The sequence below is a fragment of the Sphingopyxis sp. genome (assembly GCF_025869345.1).
GTDB lineage: Bacteria > Pseudomonadota > Alphaproteobacteria > Sphingomonadales > Sphingomonadaceae > Sphingopyxis.
The window spans coordinates 23309-30430 of record NZ_JAOZVW010000129.1; the positions used below are offsets into that span (position 1 = coordinate 23309).

At 65.6% G+C, this 7122-nt stretch carries 6 protein-coding genes; 5 read left to right on the top strand and 1 reads right to left on the bottom strand.

The genetic code is table 11. The features are described 5' to 3' along the window. The first annotated feature begins 138 nt into the window (after positions 1-138). From OJI97_RS13890 to OJI97_RS13900, 3 genes are all read left to right on the top strand, one after another. Positions 139-1146 (top strand): PhoH family protein, encoded by a 1008-nt coding sequence (locus OJI97_RS13890; RefSeq protein ID WP_297664392.1) that lies wholly within the window; start codon positions 139-141, stop codon positions 1144-1146. 467 nt (positions 1147-1613) lie between these two features. Then, positions 1614-3872, top strand: coding sequence for a TonB-dependent hemoglobin/transferrin/lactoferrin family receptor (locus tag OJI97_RS13895; protein ID WP_297664394.1), 2259 nt, complete (start codon positions 1614-1616; stop codon positions 3870-3872). Positions 3873-3891: 19 nt separating this feature from the next. Beyond that, complete coding sequence (locus tag OJI97_RS13900) at positions 3892-4866, top strand: DUF6607 family protein (protein WP_297664396.1); 975 nt, start codon at positions 3892-3894, stop codon at positions 4864-4866. A gap of 201 nt (positions 4867-5067) precedes the next feature. Here the strand turns inward: OJI97_RS13900 and OJI97_RS13905 are convergent, their stop codons facing one another. Beyond that, complete coding sequence (locus tag OJI97_RS13905) at positions 5068-5448, bottom strand: DoxX family protein (protein WP_297664398.1); 381 nt, start codon at positions 5446-5448, stop codon at positions 5068-5070. Between the two features lie 256 nt (positions 5449-5704). On the opposite strand from OJI97_RS13905, the gene OJI97_RS13910 reads away from it, so the two are divergent. Together OJI97_RS13910 and OJI97_RS13915 are read left to right on the top strand one after the other, a co-directional pair. Continuing rightward, a complete protein-coding gene (locus OJI97_RS13910) occupies positions 5705-6163 on the top strand; it encodes a carboxymuconolactone decarboxylase family protein (RefSeq protein WP_297664400.1) in 459 nt (152 codons plus the stop codon). Continuing rightward, the gene (locus tag OJI97_RS13915) at positions 6163-7029 is read left to right on the top strand and encodes a sigma-70 family RNA polymerase sigma factor (RefSeq protein WP_297664402.1); all 867 of its coding nucleotides are present in this window, start codon (positions 6163-6165) and stop codon (positions 7027-7029) included. Before OJI97_RS13910 ends, OJI97_RS13915 begins: the two co-directional genes overlap by 1 nt. Positions 7030-7122 lie beyond the last annotated feature (93 nt).

Consider the following 7122-nt stretch of genomic DNA (forward strand, 5'->3'; position numbering starts at 1 on the left):
CGAAGCCGAGGGGCCCGTTCGAGCGAAGCGAGAACATGCACCGCCGCAGCCTCGACTTCGCTCGGCCATGCCCCTCGGCTTCGCTCGGGGAAGCGGGTAGTTCTATTTCGCGTGATTTACCTTAGGAGCCCTGCCCACGTGTCCAAACGCCCGCTGACCGCTTCCACCCCCGCCGAACCCGGCGACCGCGTCCGACTGACCGCGGAATTCGAGCGAACGCAGCTTTTGGGCCTTCTTTTCGGCGAGTTCGACCGCAATCTCGTCGCGATCGAGAACCGCCTCGGCGTCTATATCTCGGCGCGCGGCAACCGGGTGCAGATCGAGGGCGAGGCGGAGGCCGCGGCGCGTGCGCGCGACGTGCTGACCGATCTTTATGGCCGCATCGAACAGGGGCAGGAAATCGATGCCGGCATGGTCGACGGGGTGATCGCGATGTCGGCGCAGCCGACGCTCGCGGGCATCATCCGCCACGACGCCAGCGAAACGCCGACGGTGATGATCCGCACGCGCAAGAAAACGATCGTTCCGCGCGCGCCGTCGCAGGTCCCCTATATGCAGGCGCTCGCGCGCGACGACGTGATCTTCGCGCTCGGCCCGGCGGGGACGGGCAAGACCTATCTTGCGGTCGCGCAGGCGGTGGCGCAGCTCATCACCGGCAGCGTCCAGCGCCTGATCCTCTCGCGCCCCGCGGTCGAGGCGGGCGAGAAGCTGGGCTTCCTGCCTGGCGACATGAAGGAAAAGGTCGATCCCTATCTGCGCCCGCTCTACGACGCGCTGCACGACTGTCTGCCCGCCGAGCAGGTCGAGCGCCGCATCGCCAGCGGCGAGATCGAGATCGCGCCGCTGGCGTTCATGCGCGGGCGGACACTCGCCGATGCCTTCATCATCCTCGACGAGGCACAGAATACGACGATCCCGCAAATGAAGATGTTCCTGACCCGCTTCGGCATGAACAGCCGCATGGTGATCTGCGGCGACCCCAAGCAGGTCGACCTGCCGGTGCCCGCAACCTCGGGCCTCGCCGACGCGGTCGCGCGGCTCGAAGGGCTGGAAGGCATCAACGTCAGCCGCTTCACCAGCGCCGACGTCGTGCGCCACCCGATCGTCGGGCGGATCGTCGAGGCCTATGAGGGGCCGGGGAGTTAGGACGCGCGTAGAATTCGGCGCAGGTAAAACGGTCTGAGTTGGGGTGAGCTGCCATTCCCCTCTTCGTCATTCCCGCGAAAGCGGGAACCCAGAGCGAGCGTCGGCTGACCCCAACACTGGGTTCCCGCTTTCGCGGGAATGACGAAATTATAAGCGGCAGACCGTCGCCTACCGGCCGCTTTGCATCATCTTCCTTCGTCATCCCGGGCTTGACCCGGGATCCCGCTTTTGACCCTGAATCGATTTTCGACATCAAGCGGGACCCCGGATCAAGTCCGGGGTGACGAGCGATGGGAGGTCGGCAACCGGCCGTTTCCGGACTTTTAAATTTGCGCGTCGGCCCGGCTCTCATCTTCCCTCTCTTAATTAGCAAACGATTCGCAATATCAAATACCCTTGACCCCTGCGCGCGCCGCACGTAGCGCATCGCTATTGCGAATCACTCGCAATCTAGCAGGGGAAGAATTTTGCTTGACCATCGCTCGCCGTCCGCCACCCGCCTTGCCGCCGGCAGCGCGCTGGGCCTTGCGTTCGCCGCGCTCGCGCAGCCGGCCTTTGCGCAGGACAATGACGGCGAATATTGGCTCGCGCGCAAGCAGCAGATCGTCGTCACCGCGACGCGCATCGCGGCCAGGGCCGAGGACGTCCCCGCGACGGTCACCGTCAAGACCGACGAGCAGATCGCTGACGAGATGGTCACCGACATCCGCGACCTTGTCCGCTTCGAACCGGGCGTCAGCGTCCAGCGCCAGCCCGCGCGCTTCGGCGCCGCGCTCGGCGCGACCGGCCGCGCCGGGAACGACAGCTTCAACATCCGCGGCATCGGCGGCAACCGCGTGCTGATCCAGGTCGACGGCGTCCGCGTCCCCGACGGCTTCAGCTTCGGTGCGCAGGCCTCGGGCCGCGGCGACTATATCGACCTCGGCCTCATCAAGTCGGTCGAGATTTTGCGCGGCCCCTCGTCGGCGCTCTACGGCAGCGACGGGCTGGCGGGCGCGGTCAGCTTCATCACCGCCGACCCCGCCGATTTCCTGGAGGGCGGCAAAAACGTCGGCGGCCTCGTCCGCGCCGCCTATGCCAGCGCCGACGACGAGTTCAGCGAGACCGCGATCCTGGCAGGGCGCAGCGGCGACTGGTCGGTGATGGCGGCCTATACCCGCCGCGACTATAACGAGCTGGACAACAAGGGGACGGTCGGCGGCGCCGGAGCGCTGCGGACGCAACCCAATCCGCAGGACGGCCGTTCGAACGCCGCGCTCGCGCGCATCGTCTACGACCCGGCAAACGGTCACAAATTGCGCCTTACCGGCGAATATCTCGGCACTGACCTCTATACGCAGGGCCTTACCGGGCTCAGTGCGGCGGTCGATCGCCTCGAGGGCTGGGACAGCGGCGAGCGCAAGCGCGTGTCGCTCGACTGGAGCTGGGAAGGCGAGGGGACGATCGATTTCGCCCGCATCGCCCTCTATTGGCAGGACAGCGAGGACAATCAATACACCGAGGAGGATCGCACCCCCGCGGTCGACCGCACCCGCCTCAACACGTTCGAGAATCGCGTCTTCGGCGCCGCCGCCGATGCGCGCGCCGACTTCGCGACGGGTTCGATCGCGCACCGCCTCGTCTTCGGCGGCGACATCAGCCGGACGCGCCAGCAGGGCCTGCGCGACGGCACCGTGCCCCCTGCGGGCGAAGTCTTCCCGACCCGCGCTTTCCCGAGCACCGATTTCACCCGCGCCGGCCTGTTCGTCGGCGACGAGATCTCGGTCGCCGACGGGCGCCTGCTGCTCTATCCGGCGCTGCGCTTCGACTGGTACAAGCTGTCGCCGAAGAACGACCCGCTGCTTCCAACTTTCAGCGGCGCCGGGCAAGATGGCTCGCGCCTCTCGCCGAAGTTCGGCGCGGTCTTCAAGGTCACCGATCAGGTGCGCCTGTTCGCCAATTATGCGACCGGCTTCAAGGCGCCCGAACCCGGCGAGGTCAATCAGTTCTTCGAGAATCTGGCCTACGGCTACACGTCGAAACCGAACCCCGAACTCGGTCCCGAACGCAGCGAAAGCGTCGAGGGCGGGCTGCGCTTCAATAGCGACCATGTCAGCCTCGACCTCACCGCCTTTTCGGCGCGCTACAAGGATTTCATCAGCCAGGAAGTGGTGAGTGGCAGCTTCACGCCCGCCGACCCGGCGGTCTATCAATTCATCAATCTCGATCGTGTCCGCGTCCATGGCGCGGAAGCACGGTTCGAGGGGCGGGCGTCCTCCGGCCTCTTTGCGACGCTCGCCCTATCCTATGCCAAGGGCAACCAGATCGACCCCGACGGCGTGCGCACGCCCTTGTCGACGATCGATCCGGTAAAGCTCGTCGCCGGGGTCGGCTATCGCGAGCCCGCGGGACGCTTCGGCGGTCAGATCATCATGACCCACAGCGGCCGCAAGGAGGCGTCGCGCGCCGCCGGGGTCTGTTCCTCCGAATGCTTCCGCCCCGATGCCTTCACCATCCTCGGCGCGACCGCCTTCGTGCGGATCGGCGGCGGGCTGACCTTGCGCGGCGGCATCTTCAACATCCTCGACAAGAAATATAGCTGGTGGAGCGACGTGCGCGGCCTCGCGCTCGTGCCGCTCAGCCCGCCCGATCCCGCGCTGCCGGGGCTGCTCGTCCCGCCCGCGAGCGCCGACGCCTATACCCAGCCGGGCCGTAACGCGAGCGTGTCGCTCAGCTACCGCTTCTGACCCCTGAAGGACTGCACCGATGAAAAAGACCTGTCGTTCGATCGCCGCCGCGCTGCTGCTGCTCGGCACCGCCGCTCCCGCCGCCGCGCATCCGCCGATCGCGGCCGAGGAAGCCGCCGCCAACTTCGAGCAGGACCGCGCCGACATCCTCGCCATGGCGGGCAATTACCATGTCGGCTTCAACATGCAGGAATCGACGCGCTGGGACAAGGATTACACCCCGCTCGAACCCAAACGCTCGGGCGGCAACGAAGTCGTGCGCGTCATCGAGGATACGGGCCGCAAGATCATCCTCCAGCACATGCTCGTCATCACCGGCGACGAGGGCGAGAGCCATGTCATCAAGCATTGGCGACAGGACTGGGACTATGAGCCCGCGAAGGTGCTCGTCTATTCCGACCAGGGTCAATGGACGTGGGAGGCCGTGCCCGAAAAGATGCGCACCGGCCGTTGGTCGCAGACGGTGTATCAGGTCGACGACAGCCCGCGCTACGGCGGCTGGGGCCAGTTCGAGACGCAGGCGGGCATCCGCCGCTGGCGCTCCAACTGGACATGGCGCCCGCTCGCGCGCCGCGACGCGGTGCGCAAACCCGTCTACGACCGCTATTATTCGATCAACCGCCACCAGCCGACCCCCGACGGCTGGGTCCACTGGCAGGACAATACGAAAATGGGGATCAAGGACGGCAAGCTGGTGCCGATCGTCCAGGAATATGTCCTCAACACCTATATCAAATACGACCAGTATGACGTGAAGGCGGCCGACGATTATTGGGCCGCGACGAAGGAGTATTGGGCCGCCGTCCGCGCCGAATGGGACCGCGTCGCCGCCACCAAGGGCGGCATCGCGATCGCCGAGGAGGCCGAGACCGGCACCGTCATCAGCGGCCGCCTGCTGAGCATCGCCGACGAGGTGCAGGAAAAGAAGCTCACCATCGAAAAGGCGATCGCCGAGGCGGCGAAGCTGATCGAGGCGAATACGCGCAAGCTCTGACCGATGCCTCTTCCCACCCTCGTCATTCCCGCGAAAGCGGGAACCCAGTGTGGGGTCAGCCGACGCACGCTCTGGGTTCCCGCTTTCGCGGGAATGACGAAGATATGAGGCGCAGGATGCTATCCATTGGTCGCCTCCGGGTCTCCGCCATCCCGGACTCGATCCGGGAACCATGGGCTCGGCGCGGCGAGAACGCGCGCCTTATTTCCCCCGCGCTCCGTCGACGCTCCAGATCCCCGCCCCGCGCGTCGCGATGAACAGGAAGATGAAGCAATAGAGCGCGATCGCTTCGCCGCCGTTGACGATCGGAAAGAAACTCTTGCTGCCGTGGACCATCCAATAGCCGACCGCCGCCATGCCGCTGGCAAGGAAAGCGGCGGGGCGCGTGAACAGGCCGATCACGATCAGGCCGCCCGCGACCAGCTCGATCACTCCGGCGGCTTGCAGCATCGGGTTCAGCGGCATCGGAAATTCGGCCGGGAAATTGAAGAATTTCTGCACCCCGTGCGCGAGAAAAAGCAACCCCGCCACGATCCGCAGCAGCGCATAGGCCTGTTCGCCAAATCCATCGAGAAACTTCATGAATCCCTCCCTTGCTGTCGATGCGAAATGCTAGGCCAAGCCCGTCCGATTGCATAGCGTCATTACGGGCCCTTCGTCATTGCGAGCGAAGCGAAGCAATCCAGAGCGGTTTACGCCTACTCTGGATTGCTTCGCTTCGCTCGCAATGACGAAGAAAAAGGAGGGGAGGAACAATTTTGGATTTTTTCACGTCGCATGTCACATCCGCCGCCGCTGGCTCGTCATGTCTGCATAACCCAAGCCAAGGAGATACGACATGACCAAGGTAACCGACCCCTTCGCCGCCTCGCCGCACCTCATGAAGCAGTGGATGGCGGTCAGCCTCGCGGCCGAAAAGAGCCTTGAGAAGAGCCTGATCGAGCTGGTGAAAATCCGCTCGTCGATCCTCAACGGCTGCGCCAACTGCATCAACATGCACACCGCCGATGCGCGCGCCGCGGGGGAGACCGAGCAGCGAATCTACCTGGTCGCCGCCTGGCACGAGGCGCCCGTTTATACGCCCCGCGAACGCGCCGCGCTCGCCTGGACCGACGCCTTGACCCGCCTCTCGCAAGGGCACACACAGGCCGAAGCGCGCGAAGCGCTCGACGAACATTTCACCGCGGAGGAACAGATGAATCTGACCGTGATGATCAACGTCATCAACGGCTGGAACCGCATCGCGGTCGGCTTCGGCCTCTGGTACGAAGGCGGCGCACCGGCGAAGGTCGCCTGATGACCGGCGAAGGCATCCATGACGGCGGGGACGCGGCGGCGAGTTTCGATCCGCTGCGTCCGCTCCTGATCCGCGTCGCCTACCGTATGCTCGGCTCGGTCGCCGATGCCGAGGATGTGGTGCAGGATGCCTTCCTCCGCTGGCTCGCCGCCGACCGCGAGGCGGTGCGCGAGCCCGCGGCGTTCCTGCGCCGCACCGTGACGCGGCTCTGCCTCGACCAGATCAAGTCGGCGCACCGCAACCGCGAGACCTATATCGGCCCCTGGCTCCCCGACCCGCTGGTCGAAGAGGAGGAGGATGACGACGTTACCCTGCCGCTGATGCTCGCGCTCGAACGGCTCTCTCCGCTGGAGCGTGCGGCCTTCCTGCTCCACGACGTCTTCGGGGTCGAGTATGACGAGGTCGCGAAGACGATCGACCGCGATCCTGCCGCGACGCGCCAACTTGCCGCGCGGGCGCGCACCCACGTCCGCGACGCGCGCCCGCGCTACAAGATGGAGAAGGAAAGGGGGCTCGAAATCGCCAACGCCTTCTTCGCCGCCTCGCGCAGCGGCGACATGGGCGCGCTCGGCGCGATGCTTGCGGCGGACGTCGGCATGTGGTCCGACGGCGGCGGCAAGCGCCCCGCCGCGTTGGTGCCGGTGCTCGGGTTCAACACGGTGATGACGCTGCACCGCAGCCTTGCGGTGCTGTTCGCCAAACATGGCTCGACCCTGCTCCACACCGGCACGATCAACGGCCTGCCGGGCTTCGTCACCCGCGAGAGCGACGGCGAGCTTCAGACGACGGCGCTGGAGATCGAGGACGGAAAGATCGCCGGCATCTATGTGATGCGCAATCCCGACAAGCTGAAGCATATGCATTGATGGGGTGACTGGAAACGAACGGAAGCCGACTTATCCTACCTCGTCATCCCGGACTTGATCCGGGATCCATTCTCTCAGCGCCGGATGAATGGA